Genomic DNA, 18,819 nt, shown 5'->3' on the forward strand with positions numbered 1-18,819 from the left:
AAATCTGACTAAGGGCGAAAGGGCTCGATGCCCCTTCAATGTTATCTACTGCCACTTTACAAAGTGACATCTGGCTCAAAGTTAATAGACTCGATACCTATTAACTTTTATACTCCTAAAATTTGTTAAGGATTGAACTTGTATATCTTAGAAAAAGCACTGCATATCGAAGCTACTTTCATGAGTTATTTAAGGAGTGAAGTCATTTATTTTTAATTGGATTGGTTCAAATATTAATCTTTAATCTTACTCATACTTTGTCTTTCAATAATTTTATGAGGAAAGATAACATTTTCAACTTTCTTGTCTGGACATTGTATCATATTTATTAAAATCTTTATAGATTCTAATCCCATTTCATAAACAGGTTGATTCACTGTGGTAAGCATAGGCCTAACCATGGACGCCAAAGAAATATCATCAAACCCTATAATAGAAATGTCCTCTGGTACACTTAACCCACTATCGATAGCACAACTCATAGCACCAATAGCCATTTCGTCATTCATTGCAAAAATTACAGTAGGCTTACTATCTTGTTTTAAGAATTCTTCCATAGCAGCATATCCACTTTCAAATTTATAATCTCCACTTTTTACAAGATGCTCTTCAAAAGGAAAACCATGATCTTGCAATGCCTTCTTGTATCCTTCTAATCGAAAAAAACTAACATTTTGGTAGGTTAAAGGTCCTCGAATAAGCCCAATAGAACTATGGCCAAGAGATACAACATACCTCACTACATCATAAGCCGCTGTAAAATTATCAATATCTACAAAAGGTATATTAAATTCTTTAGAGTTTGTTCCAATAATAACTGTAGGAATAGAATTTGTCTTAAAAAATAAATTATGCTCTTCTAACAAGTGAGAAGTTAAAAAAACAATTCCGTCTACCTGTTTGTTCTTTAAGACTTGAAGACTTTTATTTTCTTTCTGAAATTCATTGTCTGCATTGCAAATCACAATATTATAATCTCTTGCATTTGCTTCATCTTCGATCCCTCTTACAAGTTGTGAAAAATATGGATTCGCTATTTCTGGAATCACTATACCTATTAAGTAGGTTTTTTTTATGACCAAACTTCTTGCAATAGAGTTGGGATTAAATCCTGTCTCCTCTATCACTTTTATTACCTTATCTCTAATTTCATCACTAACAGGCTTCGATTGATTCAAAACCCTAGAAACTGTTGCCTTCGATACTCCTGCCATTTCAGCAATTTCATTGATTGTAATCTTCACAACACTTACCTCTCCACTTTACTAATATCATCTCTTCTATCTTCTACATCCATTTGGTAAAAAGTACTGTTTTGTGGTAGCTCCATTCTAAAGCAGGAACAGTTTTGAATTTTTATTTTTGCTAAATCTATACCACAATCTATAACATGTCCTCCAACATTTTTATCTGCATCTATAAAATGAAAGTGATAACCTGGTACATTTAACCCATCAACATAATCTGGACATCTAAACCCAACTATATTGCCTTTTATATTAACATACTGAAAAATAGGTTGAGTTTTTACCACTTCAGTCATAGGCTTATAGGGCATTTCTTGTTTTACCACAGTTCTTGTTTTTACATACTCAAATTCACCTTCTATACTAAATGCATAAAAAATATTTTTACTCTCGATAAACTCATCTAATCTTTTTGTAAGTTCTCTAAAATCACTGCAATCTTTGATTGTAAACTCTTTATAATCACTAAATTTAGTTACCACAGCAAAAGGGGCCGTTACACTTTCATCGCATAAGCATATACTTCCATCTGGATTTGTTCTATAACAATTGCCATCTAAAAGCGTTAACTCTCCGTCTAAACCCTTAAATGTTCCTATACCGAAATCACCCTTTTGTTTTAATTTATTTAAAGAAATACATCCATCATATAATCCAGAAATCAACGCACTTATAGTGGACATTTGATATATGTGATTTGGAACTTGTTGCTCATTCATCCTTATCCCCCCTACTGATAATTCTTTTATACACAAACAACTTCATAACTGAATTGATTTACTGCCATTTCACAAAGTGAAATCTTGCGAAAGCTGATTAGACTGGATGCCTGTTCAGTTTTATTAAGGAGTAAAGTTGTCTATCTTTAATCACATCTTTATAGAATTTAATATATTATTTATTATATCCTATATACCATACTAAAGTATATTAGCTTATTAATATCTTTAGCTAGATTAACTCAGATAATCTCTTAATATATATAAATTAGCTTTTTGATATACAACAAAACCTTGTCTGTGATACGACAAGGTTTTGCTTTAAAATAGTTTATTATATATTTCCAATCTAAAATATAAGCTTTTAATTCAAATATATTTGTTATACTACTAGTTTAGTTTTGCTTGTTTAGAGTTAGCAGTAAGAACTCTTGAAAATCCTTTCTTTATCATCTTAACAAATTCTGAGTAAAGAATTATTGTAGATGATAAAAGTATTATCTTAATCCACAAACCTATTTCTAGTGGCACTGTTGAGAAAATCTTACCAGCAAACTGTACAACTAGTATTTGAATTATAAATGTACCACCAACAGAATAAAGCATAACCTTATTGCTTAATAAATTTGGGAATATGCTTTCATCCTCGAGCTCTCTAGTATTGAAAGCATTAAATAGTTGGAAGGTAGCAAAAGTGGTAAATACTATAGTTGACTGTTGTTCTATAGAACCACCTAAGATATGATATTGTTGTACAAGCATAAGCATTATTACAATAAACACACCATTACTTATTATCCTTGTAATCATATCCCTTGTTATTATATTTTCGTCCCTCTTAACTGGAGTCTTATTCATAAGGTTCTTTCTTAAAGCCTCAAGGCCTAGAGATAAAGCTGGAGGTCCATCCATTATTATGTTAACCCATAAAAGCTGAGTTGTAGTGAATGGAAGGTCATATCCAAATATTTCAGAAAGTATTATTGTAAGTACTGCAACAACATTAACTGTAAGTTGAAACTGTATAAATCTCTGTAGATTTTCGTAAATTCCTCTTCCCCACTCTACTGCTTTCACAATAGTTGAGAAGGAATCATCTAATAAAACTATATCTGAAGATTCTTTAGAAACCTCTGTACCAGTTATGCCCATTGCCACACCAACGTCTGCATTTTTTAAAGCTGGTGCATCGTTGATACCATCGCCAGTAACAGCAACTACATTGCCCATTTTCTTAAGAAGATTAACTACTCTCATCTTAGTAAGAGGCTTACTTCTTGAGATTACAGTAATTCTACCTATAATATCTTCAAGTTCTTTATCACTTAGATCATCAATTTCATTTGCATCAATTACTATACTATCTTCTTTAAGAATTCCTAACTGCTTTGCTATAGCCGATGCAGTAACCTTATTATCTCCAGTTAAGATCTTTATACCTATGCCTGCCGCTGAACATTTTTGAACAGCATGGTAAACTTCTTCCCTTAATGGGTCAGCAATAGCAACAAAACCATCAAATATCATATCTTCTTCAACTAAGTGCTGCTCACTTCCCCAATTTAAGCTTTCTTTTACGGCTCTATGAGAAAAACCTATTATTCTGTATGCTTCTTTTTGAAGCTTAGTGATTTCTTTCTCTATAGACTTTCTTCTCTTATCATCAAGCTCTACCACTCCATTTAAAGTATTTATCCATTTTGAGAATTCTAACATCTTCTCTGGACTTCCCTTTGAATAAGCAGTAAAGCTATTATTATTCTTAACTACTGTAGTCATAGACTTTCTCTCTGAACTAAATGCATATTGATAAGCAACTTCTAACTTTTCTCTTATCATATTATAACCTAGCTTGTTTACATCATAAGCATATGCCATGTCCTCAGCATATGAAGATTTATTGAACGCTTGAAGAAGTGAACATTCTGTTGGATTACCAACAAACTTTTCCCTTCCATCTTTAAGTTGAAGGTTTGCTGTGGAGTTAATGCAAAAATTATATACTAACGCTTCTCCCTTTAATTCTTCTGGGGAAATAAGCCTCCCTCTTTCCCATACATGCATTACTGTCATTTGATTTTTTGTAAGTGTACCAGTTTTATCTGAACATATAACATTTATGCTACCTATAGTTTCGCACGCAACCATCTTCTTAACTAAAGCATTATTTTTTGCCATTTTAGCAATGTTAAAAGCAAGTATCATTGCAACTATGGTTGGAAGTCCTTCTGGAACTAAAGCAACAATAAGTGCTATAGAAGCTACAAAAGCTTCCTGGACATTATCAAAGGTAAAACTGTTTGTAGCGAACATTCTGTAGCATTCAAAAAGAAATATTAAAAAGGCTCCTATACCTCCGAAAAAGCTTATCTTTGATGCCATCTTTTCAAGCTTTTCCTGAAGAGGGGTTGACCCTTGATTTTGTCCCTTAAGTTCATTTGCTATGTTCCCCATCTCTGTGGAATCTCCCACAGCTGTTACCAGAAAAGTACCTTTACCATATGTTACAAAAGTTCCACCATACACCATATTTACTCTCTCTGCTAGAGAAGTTTTTTCTTTTGAAAGTACCACAGTAAAATCTTTATCAACTGCTTCACTTTCTCCTGTAAGCATTGATTCATCTACTTGAAGCTCTAATGAATCAATAAGTCTTCCATCAGCAGGAATCTTATCTCCAGCTTCAAGTGCTACTATATCTCCTACTACTACTTCACTTTTTGTAATATATTGGGTAGTATTATTTCTTATTACTTTAACCTTAATATCGTCATTAATATTATTTAAAGCCTCAAAAGCTGCCTCAGATTTACTTTCCATTATAATTTGAATTCCTGCTGAAAGTGCAATAGCAATTATGATACCTATACTTTCTCCAAACTCAGCTTCGTGTCCGTTAGAAAGCTTAAATATATTAATTCCTATAGTTATAATAGCTGCAATAATAAGTATTAATGTCATTGGCTCCTTTAAAGCTTCTAAAATCTTTTCCCAGATACTTGTTTTCTTTGCTGGAGAAAATTCATTTGCTCCATACTTTTTTCTTCTTTCCTCGATTTCTCGAGAGTCCAGTCCCTTTTGCGGATTAATAGAAAATTCTTTTAGAACATCATCCTTGGACTTTAAAAATTGACTCATCTCCATCCCTCCTGATTCTATTAGTGTTAGAACTTCTTTTTAATCGGAAATGGCAGTCTGCTCTCCGAATATGTAACTTAATGATAAAACCACAGACTACACCTTAATGCAAATTTTGTAACTTAATATAAATAAAAAAGACTTTTGGCACAATGATAACATCCATTGTGTCAAAAGTCTCACTTTAGCAAAATTTACGCTAAGATAAAGCCAGGCTTATTAAACCGTGTGTTGACTTTATCACTCTTAAACCTAAGAGCAGTTACTCCCCTTTAACATAATATACTACTATGTATTTACTCTTATATTGTAACCCATAATACAGTATTTGTCAACTCATAAAAATATATAAAATTAGTATATTTAATATACACAATCTTTGAAGCTTATTATAAAATTTAATTAGGGATATAGATAAACAACTTCATAGTTTATCTTTAAAAGTACTTTTCCGTTTGATAGGAGGCTATAATGGACTCATTAATAAAAAAGGCAATGGAAACACACTCACTTACAAAAGAAGAAATAGTAGAACTTTTAAAAAACAATGAAATAGAAGAAGAACTTTTTAAAGCTGCTGATAAAGTTAGAAAAGAATATATCGGTGATGATGTACATCTTAGGGGACTTATAGAATTTACAAATATATGCAAAAGGAATTGTCTTTATTGTGGGCTAAGAAGAGATAATAAAAACCTAGAAAGATATAGGCTCACAGAGGGTGAAATCATAGACTTTGCTACTAAAGCTGTTAGTTACGGTTATAAAACCCTTGTACTTCAAGGTGGTGAAGATGACTATTTTACAGTAGAGAGAATGACTAGAATAGTGAAGAAAATAAAGGAGCTTGGGGTTGCCATAACTTTAAGTATAGGAGAAAGACCTTTTGAAGATTATAAAGCTTTTAAAGAAGCTGGTGCTGATAGATATCTTATAAGAATTGAAACTACTAATGAAAATCTTTATGAAGAACTTGATCCTGGTATGAGTTATAAAGAAAGAAAAAGATGTCTTAAGGACTTAAGAGAGCTTGGATATGAAGTAGGAAGTGGATGTTTAGTCGGGCTTCCTGGACAAAGTTTAGAATCTCTTGCTGATGATATACTTTTCTTCAAAGAAATTAATGCTGATATGATTGGTATAGGACCTTTTATACCAAATGAAGATACACCTTTAGCTGAAGCAAACGGCGGAGACTTTACTGTTGCTTTAAAGGTAATGGCTATTACAAGACTTGTTCTTCCAGATATCAATATTCCTGCAACAACTGCAATGGAAACTCTAAATAAACAAGGAAGAGTAATTGCTCTTCAATGTGGTGCAAATGTAGTTATGCCTAATGTAACAGAAGGTGAATATAGAAAGCTTTATGCACTTTATCCTGGGAAAATATGTACCGGCGATACTCCATCACACTGTAGAGGATGCATAACCGGAAAGATAACCAGCATCGGAAGAAAAATTTCTGATGGTTATGGCTTTAGAGGAAATCAAAACTCTCCAAAAACTAAGTAGTGTGCTTGCTATAAGCTTTAGATTTAAAAAAATGCAGTTTAAACTGCATTTTTTTAATCTAAGGCAATCATTGCTTTTTGACTTACTTTAATCTTATATGCTGCAATCAAGAAAAATGCTACAGCAAAAGCTAAAAGAATAACCATATTCAATCCTAAAGCACTAAAGGAATTTCCATTTTGCATCTTTTCTATTCCATCTAATACCCATCTTTGAGGAGTGAAAAAAGATATATTCTGAACTTTTTCAGGAAGTAACTTTATTGGTACAAAACAACCTGAAAACATAGCTGTACCTGTTAATATAAGATTAGTAACCATGTTATATGTCTGCGAGTTTTCAAATAAAGCGATAGCTAAAATTCCAAAAGCAACTGCAACTAAAACTATAAGCATCATCAATATAAACATAGGTAGCATCTCTACACCTGTATTTAATTTTAATATATATTGAAGACTTACAAGAGTAATAAGAACCTGAATGGATAATAGGATAATGTTAGCTAAAATATTTCCTAGTAGATATTGAAGGGAACTTACAGGAGCAGTAAAAATTCTTGAGTAGGTGTTATTATCTCTTTCCTTGATTATTATTGCTGAAACCATTATTGCTCTAATCATCAAATAATATAGTAAAAAGCCTATACTTGATTGAGTTGCTTGATATCCATATGCTAAATCCTTTAAGGATTGCGTGTTTATCTTTAAATCTCCTATTTTGTAGCCATTTAGCATCTGATAATACTTATCCTTATCACCAGAAGCTCCTATAGCTAAATCACTTACATTCTTTATTTGTATATTCAATATACTTCTAACCATTTTTGAAAGATTATTATCTTCCCCTACAGTAATATCTATATTTTTGATCTTGTTAACTAACAGACCTTCTTCAAAACCATTAGGTATGGTTATAATAAGAAATGTATCCCTTTGAATTAAACTCTCTTTTTTCTTATCTTCATTGATGTTAACAACATTTACTGTTGAGATACCTTTTAACGAATCTGTTATAACCTTTGAGGAAGCAGTATTATCCCTATCTACAAGTCCAACATTTAGATTACCTGATCCGTTAGATAAAAGCTTCATAAAGGCTAATATAATTAATACTGGTATAATTAACTGAAATAAGGACCACTTTGAGTCAAATATGAGTTTTAAATTCTTTTTAATGAGCACCAAAACTTCTTTCATGCTATACTTCCTCCTTTCTAATAATAAGTGCCAGCATAAGGAATATTAATCCTAAAGCCAGATTAATTGTGAGTGTATAATTAAATTTAGAATAATCACTTGAGTAAATTATATTAATAATAGATCTATTTACCCATCTCATAGGAGAAATCTTAGTAACAAGATTAAAAATGTTATTTACATTCTCATCAAAGTACATATATCCTCCTCCAAGAAAAGTAAGAATAGGAATTATAATTGTTGTCATTAAAATCTGCCCAGTTTTTTCTTCCTTAAATAACCATCCTAGGCATACTCCTAGAGCAGTAGAGAAAAAGTTTAATGAAGCTAATATAGCAAGTATACTCCAAGGATTGGTTCCCCAATAGGTTTTTAATATAAAGAATGAATAAAGGAAAGCAGGTACCATTGTTACACTAACAACCACAAAACTAGAAATCAATAAATACATCATATATTCAAATCTTGATATTCCTGTACTTAAAATTCTATTTTCAACTCTTTTTTTTCGTCCTAAATGAACTGAATAAAAAGCAAATTGTGCACCATATAGCAGCATCATTGTTATTTCAACTATACCGTAATAATCAAATGAAGACATACTCCTTCCGATATCTATTTTGCTTAGAACTGTGTAATCTTTAGAAAAATCATTATCTATTTTACTTACTACTTGTGGGGAAACCTTTATAATTTCTCCATATACATTATATCTATCCGATATAGTTTTTAACATTTGAAGAACTACGTTAACAGAAATACCCTCCTGTTCATTTTTATAAACATCTATTTCCTTTTCTTTTATTTCTACTAAGACTGTTTCTCCATCTTTTTTAACTTTATCTTTTCCCTCTTCAACACTTGAAAGCTTACTAAAGGTTATCTTGTTCTTTTCCCCTTCATCTATTAACTTCTTAAAGATATCTCTTGTACCTTGTGATCCATTATCAACATAAGCTACTTTTATTGGGGATAATTCCGCTTCATTCTTAAAAGCACTTGAAAGAGCAAAACCTAAGATTGTCATAAAAATTATAGGGAAAACTATCATAGAAACTACTCCTGATTTATCCCTAAATTGTCCAAGCATTATATACCATATAGCTCTAATTGCTCTCATAAAATCACCTCTAATCTCTTAACTTTCTTCCTGTAAGACTTAAGAATACAGTTTCTAAGTCCATCTTTTTATATCCAATGTTTCTAATAGATACATTATTTGAGGTAAAATAGTTTATGATTTTATCTAAATTATTTACCTCTCTTATAGAGTTAATAACTACACTATTTTCCTTAATGTTTAGATTCTTAACTCCTGGAATATCCTTTAAGCTTCTCTCATCAATACTTTCAAGCTCATCAATTTCCACTTCAAGACTTTGAGTATCAGATACTAATGAAATAAGTTGTTCCTTTGTCCCCCCTGCAATAACCTTTCCATGGTCTATAATAACAATTCTATTGCAAAGTTCCTCAACTTCTTCCATATAGTGAGAAGTATACACTATAGTGCAGCCTTCTTTGTTAAGCTTCTTAACAGACTTTAATATGTGATTTCTTGATTGAGGATCTATACCAACAGTGGGTTCATCCATGATTACAAGCTTAGGTTTATGAGCTATAGCACAAGCTATATTTAATCTTCTCATCATACCTCCTGAAAAGTTCTTAGCTTTAGAGTTCCTATGCTCTAAAAGACCTGTAAATTCAAGAGCATACTCTACAGCTTCATTTAACTCCCTTCTATTTAATCCAAAAAGTCCAGCAAAAAACTTAACATTTTCAACTGCTGTTAAGCTATCATATATGGCTAAGCTTTGAGGCACAACACCTATATTTCTTTTTATATTCATCTCATTAGAATTAAAACTTTTACCGAAAATCTCGATGTCTCCTCTATTGCTTTTTAAGAGTCCTGTTAAAATATTTATAGTAGTACTTTTTCCTGCACCATTAGGGCCAAGCAATCCAAAAATCTCTCCTTCTTCCACCTCTAAAGAAAGATTATCTACTGCTATCTTTTCACCAAATCTTTTTGTTAGATTCTTAATTGTAATAACCTTCATAACTTTTCTCCTTTCTTAAACTTTCTATTTAAATATTAACTTCTAAAATGTCTCTCTTAATTCTATTATAGAAAAACCTCCTCTACTTTTGCAGTAGAGAAGGTCATAACCTATAATGACTTTTGTCACTATTTATTTGTGCCTTTTAAATAATATATTGCAATTTGAGTTCTATGGCTAAGCCCAGTTTTGTTAAGAATATTAGTTATATAGTTCTTTACAGTTCCTTCTGAAATAAACAGCTTTGCAGCAATCTCCTTGTTAGACAACCCTTCTGCTATACTTTCTACAATACTAAGTTCTCTATCTGTAAAAAGACCTTTATCTAATTTACTTTGATTAGACGTCATTCTTTCTTTTAGCTTTTCAAAAACCTTGTCCTCCATAACCTTATTGCCCTTAAATACCATCTTTATGGTATCAATTATCTTTTCAGGTGAATTATTTTTTAGTATATATCCGCTAGCACCGTTTTTTACAGCTTCATTTATATATTCATCCTCATCAAAGGTTGTTAAGATAATAACCTTTGCTCTTGTCTTTCCTACAATCTCTTTAGTAGCTTTAACTCCGTCCATTACAGGCATTCTCACATCTAAAAGAACTATATCAACAATGTTTTTCGAACAAATCTCTAATGCCTTTAGTCCATTCTCTGCAGTACCTACAATTTCTATTTCCTCATTCATACCAAGTATAATCTTTAAACTCTCTCTTATAAGTGCATCATCATCACATATTAAAACTCTTATAGCCATATTAAACCTCCTAAAGTGGTAATATCATAGTTATTCTAAAGCCATCATTTCCATCAAATATAGCATTTCCACCTAAATCAATACACCGTTGTTCTATTCCTAAAAGACCTAAACCCTTGGTCACATCTTCAACACCATTTCCATTATCTTTTATTTCTATCCTTGCAACCTTATTAAGAACATAAATTGATACATCAATCTTATTTCCTTGTGAGTACTTAATGGCATTGGTAACAGATTCTATAGCACTTTCGCATATAGCCTTCCATTGAATATATTGAAGCTTCCCAATTTCTCCTTTAAAGATTAAAGAATATTTGAACCCTGTTCCCTTAGTACTTTCTTCTAAAATAAGCTTTATTCTATTTATGCCTAATTGTTCTGAAGGAGGTTTTATTTTTCTTAGAGCTTGTCTTACATCCTCCATCCCTACTCTTAACACATTTATCGTACTTTCAATGATTTCCTTAGCCTTATCCTTATTACTATCAATAAGAAGCTTTGAAGCTTCTAATTGCATTAAACTAGCTGCTAAGGTATGCCCTATCTTATCATGCATTTGCTGCGAAAGTGAATTTCTTTCCTCAAGCTGTGAGGTATATACTGCTTGTCTTTCATGCTTTGTTATGTGTTCAATTTCTTTTACATACTTACTACCTTTCTCTCTTAGTTCATCATTTTCTATTAATAACTTTTCAATTTTCACAAGGTATTTTTGTATTAATATGTGCAAGAGAAAAAGTAAACAAAGTAATAAAACATATACTGATAATATTTTCTTTGGTAAAACAAAAGCAAATAAAACTGCAGCAACTATTCCATATATAAATGAATATCTTTTTATAAAAATAATATCAAAAAAGTTCATTGGTAGAAGTATTAGAAAAATACTATCCAGTCTTAACCCACATAAAATACTAATAACTACAGAAAACATAATCCAAATTAAACTAAGTTTCTTTTTTATGAAGATAAAAATCAATGTGTTAAATATCACATATAAAAGAGACAGGATTACCACCTCTGTGGTAAAACTGTTTCCCATTATATATTCGTAAATGCAGTATATTAAAATAAATATTCTAGTTAATAAAAGATAATCCTCTCCAGTTCTTAAAACCATACTCTTCCTCACTATATCAAAGTAACTAATAATCGAACTTAGAATTTTTCAAAAATAATTAACTATATAGTCAATTCTTATTACCACTAATGACTTAATTTATACATCCTATCTTATAATTTTCTTTAGGAGTTCTACTTTTTTAGTAAACGGCGCATATCTAAAAGATACATCTAACCAAGTTCCTCTCTTAATTATTGACTTTTTATGTATAAAAGTTTCAAAACTTGCTTTTCCATGATAAGCTCCTATGCCACTGCTTCCTACCCCTCCAAAATGCATATGTGGGGATGCTACATGAACTATAGTATCATTTATAGATACACCTCCTGAGGTTGTTTCATTAAGCACTTTTTCAATACTCTTCTTATTTTCAGAGAAATAATAAAGTGCCAAAGGCTTAGACTCATGATTTAACTTCTTTATTACATCATCAAGATCTTGAAACTCCAATACTGGAAAGATAGGACCAAAGATCTCATCAATCATAACTGGGTGATTCCAATTTACTTCTTGAAGTATTGTTGGTTGAATATAGAGCTGTTCCTTATCTGTATGCCCACCAAAATAAAGCTTACTATAATCTATGTATGAAATTAATCTATCAAAGTTTTTCTCATTAATTATTCTAGGATAATCAACAGATTCCTTCATATTTTCTCCATATTGTTCTTTTATTTCTTTGACCATACTTTTTAAAAGCTTGTCCTTAGCATCTAAATGTACATAAATATAATCTGGTGCTACACAGGTTTGTCCCGCATTTAAAAGCTTTCCCCATACTATTCTCCTTGCTGCTAAAGATATATTTGCATCCTTGTCTACAATACAAGGACTTTTACCTCCAAGCTCTAAAGTTACTGGAGTTAAATTCTTTGCTGCTGCCTCCATTACTATTTTTCCTACTCTTACACTACCAGTAAAGAAAATATAATCAAACTCCTTGTTTAAAAGATCTTGTACTGCCTCTTTTCCACCATAAGGCTCAACCACAGCTATATACTCCTCAGGAAACACCTCATTTATCACCTTTATCATAATCTCAGATGTATGTGGGGTAAATTCTGAAGGCTTTACCATAGCACAATTACCACCTGCAATAGCTCCTATTAAAGGTGCAATACACAACTGAAAGGGGTAATTAAATGGACCAATAATTAGTACTACCCCATAAGGCTCCTTAAGAATAATACTCTTTGCTGGGAAATAGACTAAAGGAGTTTTCTTTCTTTCTGGCTTAGCCCATTTCTTAAGATTTTTTATCATAAGATTTATTTCCTCATATATCATTCCAACCTCTGTAGCATAAGCTTCAAATTGTGATTTTCGCAGATCCATGTTCAAAGCTTCTAGTATTTCCTTCTCATATTTTTTTATGGATTCTTTTAATAACTTTAAGCTTTCTATCCTAGAATCTAACTCTCTAGTCTTCCCAGAAAAATAATAATTCTTCTGCCTTTTTAATATCTTTTCTATATTATACATATTCTTATCTCTCCTATTAAAATAACATCTAATGGATAATTAGAATTTCCTCCTTGATTGAAAGTGTCTCCCTAAAAATGCAATCATTTAAACAATAGCAATTTTTACTCTTTTAGAAGTCAACTAAAGACAAGGAGAGAAATTCTTAATACAACAAGACATACTCCATAATGGCCCACATATAATTTTACTTAAAATTTATTAGCCCCTCCTTTAACTCTGAGAAAGGAACTTTAAACTCTCTTATTCCTGAAACATAAGGGGCAATCTCATAAAGTTGATACACTATAACAATACCATCATCCGTAACATAGTAATCTTGGTTGTCTTTTATCCCCTTAAAGTCTTTACCTCCATTAAAATACTCTTGAGGTGACTGGCTTATCTGTTTTTTTATACTTTCATTAATAATTGTTTTAAAATCATATCCTTCATTAAAAAGTTCTTTAAGTATTAAATTCTTTCCACTATTTAAATCTAAATTATAAGTATTTCTAGTAGTTATTCCATGAGCACCACCTGTATATTGATAATAATCAATATATAGGCTCAGAAAGTTATTTTTATTATATCCAAGTTTATAAACTGTTACTAAATCAAACGGTCGAACGTCTATTCCTGCTTTTTGTGAATCTAACTCATTTTCCTTCGCCATTTCAGTTAGATCTTTTTTCCAATTTAAAATATTCCCTTCGATTTTTGTATTTATTCCATCATAAATTTTGTTTCCTGCATTTGCAATATAGGGTATGGTTAAATCAATATTTATATAAGAATACTTTTCCTTTAAAGTCTTTGATTTTATAGTAACCCCTTTAGCATCGTCTTTAATGGACATTCCCATTAGAGTGGTTAGAAAAATAACTATCAGTGTTATTAAAGGTACAAATCTTTTTTTCATAGTAAACCCTCCTAAAATCATTAAACTTGTTCATCTTTATAAGTATTAGTAACATTATAAACTGTTATACTCACATTTTTACAATAAGTTATCCACAAGCTTCTGTGGATAATGTGCATAATTTCCATTAATTTCAATTAATTACCGATACTTTTTAAATTATTTTATATAACAAACTAAAAATGCATTTAAATTCAATAAGATTATTTGTCAATTCAATAGTTAACTTGTGTATTAAATCAGTTCTATTTGTTTTGTTAAATAATGTTATGTTATAATAAATTCATTGAAGTTAGGGGGATTACAATGACTTTTATATTATTAGCTGTTGTTTTACTAATCGGTTTAATTTATATTTCAGATTACTTCTATAAAAAGGTTATAAAAAGAAGGCTAATTAATGAAGATACCACCTTCAAAGAATATGTAAACAAAAAACTCATTGATGAGGAGTTTTATTATTCTCTTACTAGAGAAGATTTATATATAACTTCAAAGGATGGACTCAACCTGAAAGGAACATTTATAGAAGCACAAAAAACGTCTAATAAGTATGTAGTACTAGTACATGGAATATCTATTGGTCCTGTAGGTTCACTTAAATATTTAGATGCTTTTTATAGCTTAGATTTTAATATATTGATTATTCACCAAAGAAGACATGGTAAAAGTGAAGGTAGACATTCAACTTATGGTTATCATGAAAAGCAAGATTTATTCTTGTGGGTTTCTTATTTAAGGAAAATATTTGGTAATGATATAATCATAGGTCTTCACGGTGAATCCATGGGTGCAGCCACTGTGCTCCAATATACTGAATTAGATCAAAACATAAGTTTTATAATTGCTGATTGTGGATTTAGTGACTTATCTGAACTTTTAAAATTTCAAATTAATTATAGCTATCCTAATATACTAAGACCTCTTCTAAATATACTTATTAACTTAATAAATATACGTGCTATAAAACGTGCTAAATTTAATTTTAGAGATACGTCTCCTATAAAAGCAGTAGAAAACAGTGAAATCCCAACCCTTTTCATTCATGGTAAGAATGATTCCCTTGTACCATGGTTTATGAGTGAAAAAATGTACCAAGTTAAAACTAAGGGAATAAAAGAATTATATTTTGTAGAAGAAGCTGCTCATGCAGAAGCAATTAAGAAAGATAAGAAAACCTATGATAAAAAAATAACAGATTTTATAAATAAAGTATTATCAACAAGGGAGTGCTAAGGATGAATAAAAAAAAGATAGTTCTATCTGCTGTTTGCTTGATTCTTTTAGTAATAAATGTTCTGATTATTACTATAGGTTACATGTTAAGAAAAACTTCTATAAACTCAGCAAGCATAAAGGTTCAAAACATAACAACTGAAGCTTCAAAAGAGTCAATTCAAACATTAGATAAGAAAAACAAACCCGAGAAACAAGATACCAATAGATTTGAAGGATTTAAATTAACTTCTGAAAATAAAGGGATTCCTATTTTATGCTATCATGATGTAAATCCTGCTCAAAGCAATGAACTACTGCTCTCACCTGAAAAATTTAAAGAACAAATGAAATACTTAAAGGATAATGGCTATCTTCCTCTTACTTTAGATGAGCTTTACGGTTTTTTAAGACAGAACAAACCTGTTCCTGAAAAATCAGTAGTTATAACTTTTGATGATGGATATAGATCCAACTACACTTATGCCTATCCAATTCTTAAAGAATTCGGGTTTAAAGCGACTATCTTTGTTATTTCAGACTTTATAGATAATGATCTTTATATGACAAAGACTCAACTTAAAGAATTATCTGATTACGGGTTAGATATTGAAAGTCATACGGATAAACATGAAGATCTTTCAACATTAAATAAAGAAATGCAAATCACAACAATGATAAAATCAAAAGAATCATTAGAATATCTTCTTGAGAAAAAAATTAATTATATAGCATATCCTTTTGGTAGAATGAATGAGGATACAAAAAAAGCTGCTGAAGTTGCCGGATACAAACTTGGTTTCAACTTACAACAGGGATTAGCAGATAGGGACGACAATATATATAATATTGATAGAATCTATATTAGTAACGATCACTCCATTGATGAATTTATTAAAAGAGTAACTACAACAAAAAAATAGTATATCAATTAACAATGGGCACTATTCTATGCCCATTGTTAATCATAAAAAGATGCTTCTTCTGTTTTTAAAGAAGTAGATATTAATCTATTCAACTCACTAAGTTCTTTATGAGTTAAGTATCTCCAATTACCGACTTTAAGAGTTCCAAGTTTAACATTCATTATTCTAAGTCTTTCAAGTTTCTTTACCTTATATCCTAAAAATTCACACATTCTTCTTATTTGTCTATTAAGTCCTTGAGTTAAAATTATTCTAAATATATATTTTCCTTCTTTTCTTACAAAGCACTTTTTTGTAATTTCACCCAAAACAGGTACACCACTACCCATTCTTTTTATAAATTCATCAGTTATAGGCTTATCAACAGTCACAACATATTCCTTTTCATGGTTATTGCCTGCTCTTAATATCTTATTTACTATATCACCATCATTTGTAAGAAATATAAGCCCTTGAGAATCCTTATCTAGTCTTCCTATCGGAAAAATTCTTTTTTCATGATCTATAAAATCAACTATATTACCTCTCACTTTAGATTCAGTGGTGCAAGTTATTCCTACAGGCTTATTTAATGCTATATATACGAGTTCTTCCTCTTGCTTTAAAAGTTTCCCATTCAAACGAACTTCTTGTCCCTTTTTAACCTTGGTACCCATAGTAGCAATAACGCCATCCACTGTAACTCTTCCTTGTTCTATAAGCTTATCTGCTTCTCTCCTAGAACATATACCAGTTTCACTTAAAAACTTATTTAATCTTACTTCCTCACTCTTTTCATTATGAGTTATAATACTCTTTCTCTTATCCATCATTAGCTTCTAGGTTCCTTTCTAATATTTTCTATTTATCGTCTTGGGAATAATTAATTTCTTTTTCAACTCCCCTATTATTAATTAACACTTTAATCTTATTCGCCTTTATATATTGCTCACTCATTGGAAGCCAATCATTTCTTAAATTATGTCCACTTATTATAATTACCATCTCTTTCGATGGGATCATTTTATTTTCATTAGCATATTTTATTATCTCATATATTCCTTCATCAATATCTTTATGAACTACATTTATACTATGAACCAAAAGTTGACCTTTAGTAGTAGCAGAATATATATAATTAATTCTATTTAACACATTAACTTCAACTTTAATTTGAGAAGTAGAATTTATAATTATAGTTGAATAGTTCATATTATATATATAATACAAAGCTGGTAAGGTCATAAATATTAATGCAGTAGCTCCTACTAGCTGCTTTTTATAATGTTTTAAACCCTTCTTTTCTTTTCCAGATAACTCCTCACCTAAAACTTTATCTTCATTACTGTTTTTAATTTTTATAAAATCTCCTAAATTGGTTATTATAATTGAACTTCTTTTTCTATTACTTAAAGCTAAACCTCTATAAATAACACTTTTTTCATTTTTTTCAATAACTGATATAATTGCATTACTATCAGCGTCTCTTTCTTCTATATTCATGTAATTATTAAGAATACGATAATTAGGATTTGCTAAAATGATAACATAAACTATTAAAAAATCTCTCCAACTCTCAATAAGAACCTTAGATGTTCTAGTAAGTTTGGCTAGTTTTGCAACTGGTATCTCTCTTTTCCTAGTAAATTCACTATATAATTCACTATCTTTTACTATATAAAAAGCTATATTAAGAAGTATATTTTTAATATCATATCTTGGTGTTCTTCTTACTAAACTCTTTAAATTAACTCCGTAAAGTCTAATTCCTTTTAAAAAAAGAAATATCTCCTTCTCTGACTCTTTATCCTCTTCCTTTACAGCTCTTAGTTTTGGTTTGGTAGAAAAAATATATTTATCTTTAATAAATACTTCCATTTAATATTGTTCCCCCATTATATGTATTTTTATAAAAAGACTACAGTCTGTAAATTTACTTCTTAAAAATCCTTTAAACCAGCTAAATTCCTCCATGCCTCTTAAAGTTATAATCCAAACTCCAGAGTATTTATAAAAATTTAGTTATGATTGTTTTTTATAAGTTGCATATTCCATCTATATTATAAGAATAATGATAATGCTAATTCTACATTTGTTACAATAATACTATAAATATAAAAAAACTTTTTTAATACTCATTAACTAATTAATACTTTTATTCATATAATAATATTATAGCACATTATAAATCTACAACATTTTCCTTGATAATAATATTATTTAAAAATTGATAGAATTTTCTTAATATTTCCACTATTTTTATGATATAATAATATTACAATATATTCTATTATAAGAGGTGATTTTATGAAAAATAATATCATTTATGTAGACTTTCTCTTTAAGAAAAAAACAATCGCCTTGAAGAAAAGTAAACTTCTATTTTTGCAACATTTAATTATAAAGATAACACGATTCTTCTCATCAAAGCATTATTCAAAAGAAAACTTAACTCAAATTCGCTCAAAAAACCATATATCATAAAATTACTCTTTAAGTATTATAAATTATATTTTCTATGATAAAATACTAATAAAGTATAATTTATGAG

The 18,819-nt window shown here is 30.1% G+C and carries 15 protein-coding genes; 3 read left to right on the forward strand and 12 right to left on the reverse strand.

Features of this window, described 5'->3' with window-relative positions; genetic code table 11:
- Positions 1–233 precede the first annotated feature (233 nt).
- The 3 genes from CPJCM30710_RS05890 to CPJCM30710_RS05900 all read right to left on the reverse strand — a co-directional run bounded on the left by CPJCM30710_RS05890 (position 234) and on the right by CPJCM30710_RS05900 (position 5,104).
- Positions 234–1,244, reverse strand: a complete 1,011-nt coding sequence (locus CPJCM30710_RS05890) for a LacI family DNA-binding transcriptional regulator (RefSeq protein WP_212903252.1) — start codon at positions 1,242–1,244, stop codon at positions 234–236.
- 5 nt (positions 1,245–1,249) lie between these two features.
- Positions 1,250–1,966, reverse strand: a complete 717-nt coding sequence (budA, locus tag CPJCM30710_RS05895) for an acetolactate decarboxylase (protein WP_212903253.1) — start codon at positions 1,964–1,966, stop codon at positions 1,250–1,252.
- 390 nt (positions 1,967–2,356) lie between these two features.
- Positions 2,357–5,104 carry a calcium-translocating P-type ATPase, PMCA-type gene (locus tag CPJCM30710_RS05900; RefSeq protein WP_212903254.1) on the reverse strand — a complete coding sequence of 916 codons (2,748 nt, stop codon included), beginning with the start codon at positions 5,102–5,104 and terminating at the stop codon, positions 2,357–2,359.
- A gap of 471 nt (positions 5,105–5,575) precedes the next feature.
- Between CPJCM30710_RS05900 and hydE the strand changes: the two genes are divergently transcribed.
- On the forward strand, positions 5,576–6,619 hold the full coding sequence (hydE, locus tag CPJCM30710_RS05905) for a [FeFe] hydrogenase H-cluster radical SAM maturase HydE (RefSeq protein ID WP_212903255.1): 1,044 nt from the start codon (positions 5,576–5,578) through the stop codon (positions 6,617–6,619).
- A 53-nt stretch (positions 6,620–6,672) separates the two neighbouring features.
- Here the strand turns inward: hydE and CPJCM30710_RS05910 are convergent, their stop codons facing one another.
- From CPJCM30710_RS05910 to CPJCM30710_RS05940, 7 genes are all read right to left on the reverse strand, one after another.
- The gene (locus CPJCM30710_RS05910) at positions 6,673–7,815 is read right to left on the reverse strand and encodes an ABC transporter permease (RefSeq protein WP_212903256.1); all 1,143 of its coding nucleotides are present in this window, start codon (positions 7,813–7,815) and stop codon (positions 6,673–6,675) included.
- Position 7,816: 1 nt separating this feature from the next.
- Positions 7,817–8,935: an ABC transporter permease gene (locus CPJCM30710_RS05915; RefSeq protein ID WP_212903257.1), complete on the reverse strand. Its 1,119-nt coding sequence runs from the start codon at positions 8,933–8,935 to the stop codon at positions 7,817–7,819.
- A 10-nt stretch (positions 8,936–8,945) separates the two neighbouring features.
- A complete protein-coding gene (locus CPJCM30710_RS05920) occupies positions 8,946–9,881 on the reverse strand; it encodes an ABC transporter ATP-binding protein (protein ID WP_212903258.1) in 936 nt (311 codons plus the stop codon).
- Positions 9,882–10,009: 128 nt separating this feature from the next.
- Positions 10,010–10,639, reverse strand: a complete 630-nt coding sequence (locus CPJCM30710_RS05925) for a response regulator transcription factor (RefSeq protein ID WP_212903259.1) — start codon at positions 10,637–10,639, stop codon at positions 10,010–10,012.
- A gap of 10 nt (positions 10,640–10,649) precedes the next feature.
- Entirely contained in the window at positions 10,650–11,762 is a 1,113-nt protein-coding gene (locus CPJCM30710_RS05930; protein ID WP_212903260.1) for a sensor histidine kinase, read from the reverse strand.
- 108 nt (positions 11,763–11,870) lie between these two features.
- Positions 11,871–13,247: an aldehyde dehydrogenase gene (locus tag CPJCM30710_RS05935; RefSeq protein ID WP_212903261.1), complete on the reverse strand. Its 1,377-nt coding sequence runs from the start codon at positions 13,245–13,247 to the stop codon at positions 11,871–11,873.
- Between the two features lie 187 nt (positions 13,248–13,434).
- On the reverse strand, positions 13,435–14,148 hold the full coding sequence (locus CPJCM30710_RS05940; RefSeq protein ID WP_212903262.1) for a DUF3298 and DUF4163 domain-containing protein: 714 nt from the start codon (positions 14,146–14,148) through the stop codon (positions 13,435–13,437).
- A 306-nt stretch (positions 14,149–14,454) separates the two neighbouring features.
- Between CPJCM30710_RS05940 and CPJCM30710_RS05945 the strand changes: the two genes are divergently transcribed.
- Entirely contained in the window at positions 14,455–15,384 is a 930-nt protein-coding gene (locus CPJCM30710_RS05945; RefSeq protein WP_212903263.1) for an alpha/beta hydrolase, read from the forward strand.
- A gap of 2 nt (positions 15,385–15,386) precedes the next feature.
- Entirely contained in the window at positions 15,387–16,286 is a 900-nt protein-coding gene (locus tag CPJCM30710_RS05950; RefSeq protein ID WP_212903264.1) for a polysaccharide deacetylase family protein, read from the forward strand.
- A gap of 38 nt (positions 16,287–16,324) precedes the next feature.
- On the opposite strand, the gene rluF is transcribed toward CPJCM30710_RS05950, so the two are convergent.
- Complete coding sequence (gene rluF, locus CPJCM30710_RS05955; RefSeq protein WP_246503476.1) at positions 16,325–17,098, reverse strand: 23S rRNA pseudouridine(2604) synthase RluF; 774 nt, start codon at positions 17,096–17,098, stop codon at positions 16,325–16,327.
- A 31-nt stretch (positions 17,099–17,129) separates the two neighbouring features.
- A complete protein-coding gene (locus tag CPJCM30710_RS05960; RefSeq protein ID WP_212903266.1) occupies positions 17,130–18,146 on the reverse strand; it encodes an anti-sigma factor domain-containing protein in 1,017 nt (338 codons plus the stop codon).
- Between the last annotated feature and the right edge of the window lie 673 nt (positions 18,147–18,819).

It is taken from the genome of Clostridium polyendosporum (assembly GCF_018332455.1).
In the GTDB taxonomy this organism is placed as follows: domain Bacteria; phylum Bacillota; class Clostridia; order Clostridiales; family Clostridiaceae; genus Clostridium_AY; species Clostridium_AY polyendosporum.